The organism is Streptomyces coerulescens (assembly GCF_042657965.1).
GTDB lineage: Bacteria > Actinomycetota > Actinomycetes > Streptomycetales > Streptomycetaceae > Streptomyces > Streptomyces coerulescens.
Genome location: NZ_JBHSKM010000066.1, coordinates 1 through 1,535 on the forward strand (window position 1 = coordinate 1; position 1,535 = coordinate 1,535).

Here is a 1,535-nt window from a genome sequence, read left to right on the forward strand (position 1 = left end):
CTGACTGGCCGTCATGTTGCCGGAGTTCGTGATGTCGGGTGCGGCGTTGGTAGTGGCAGCGTTTGGCGGTGGCCTGGTGGCGCCGACGGAAGCGGGACCACTTCAGGGTGTGCTGTGTGCGCTGGCGGTGACCTGTTCCAGGGCGGCAAGCTGCCATGAGCTTGCGGATCTCGGCCAGGCTGAGCGGGACAAGGAAAGATCCGTTTCTTCGACCCCCCTTTCAGGGATGTTGGCAGCGGCCATCGCGGCGAGGAAGGCGTGAGCGAGCATCGCGAGGGTGATGTGCCGGTACCAGCCTGGGTATCGCCGGACTTCGTACTGGTCGAGGCCGCATTCGTTCTTCGCGCTCTGGAAGCAGCACTCGATTGCCCAACGGCTGCCGGCGACGGTGACCAGCTGGTTCACAGTGGTCCCCGTCACCGCGTATGCCAGGTAGTAGGCGATCTCGTCCGGGCAGGCGATGCTGCGGCGGGCCAGTACCCACCTGCGGTGCGAGGGCTCGTCGCCCTCGAAGAACGGGACGGCCGGCAGCATCGCTGCCGCCCAGTCGTAGACGCGTGGGCCCTTGGCGCCGTCGCCGCAGGAGAGCCGTTCCCAGGAGTCCTCAGGTGCGTCGGAGATGAGCTGGTCGATGCGCCAGCACCCGGCCAGGGACTTGACCTGCTGCGATTTCGGCACGGCGACGACGTAGCCGAGTCCGGCTTCCTCGAGCATGCGGCGGAAGTACCAGTCCTGGCCGTAGAGCGCATCCGCGGTCACCCACGCGATGGGCAACGGTGAAGCCAGTGCCCGGCTGACGAGGTGTCGGGCGAGCTCGGTCTTGGTGGCGAACGCCAGGCCGTCGGGCACCCCTGCCGCCCGGCACCGGTCCCGGTCGGACATCCAGGACTTCGGCAGGTACAGCTGCCGGTCGACCAAGGTCCGGCCCCGCGTCGAGGCATAGGCCGCGAACACGGCGACCTGGCAGTTCTCCGTACGTCCTGCCGTGCCCGAGTACTGCCGCTGCACGCCCGCCGAAGTGGTGCCCTTCTTGAGGAAGCCTGTCTCGTCGATGATCAGGACACCGTCAGGCTCGCCGAGCCGTTCAGCCACGTATTCCTGCAGGTCGTCACGGACCTCGTCCGGATCCCACCGGGCCCGGTTCAACAGGTGCTGCAGACCGGCCGGCACGTCATGGCCAACGTACTCGGCCAGCTGCCAGCCGTTCTTCCTGCCGACAGGACCGAGCAACCCGCGCACGTAGTCCCGCATCCGCCGCCGCAGATCGACCCGGCCGAACCGGTGACCGATCCGCAGCAGCACCTCCTCCAGCTCCGAAGCCCAGACATCGAGCCGCACATCATCTTGCACGATCAACACAACAGCGATCACACGCCGCTGGTCACGAACTCCGGCAACATGACGGCCAGTCAGCTCGCTACACTCGAAAGCAAGCCTTTGACCAGCGGGAATAGCGAACTGCAACTGGAGTACTAATACTCCAGTGGTACTTCACCATTCCCGCTGGTCAGAGACGGTCTTTCGAGCTTAGCGGG

1 protein-coding gene is annotated in these 1,535 nt (G+C 66.0%); it reads right to left on the reverse strand.

All coding sequences use genetic code 11. From position 1 onward, the window contains the following. Positions 1-102: 102 nt before the first annotated feature. Positions 103-1,338, reverse strand: coding sequence for an IS701 family transposase (locus tag ACFPQ9_RS44600; RefSeq protein ID WP_380866207.1), 1,236 nt, complete (start codon positions 1,336-1,338; stop codon positions 103-105). Positions 1,339-1,535 lie beyond the last annotated feature (197 nt).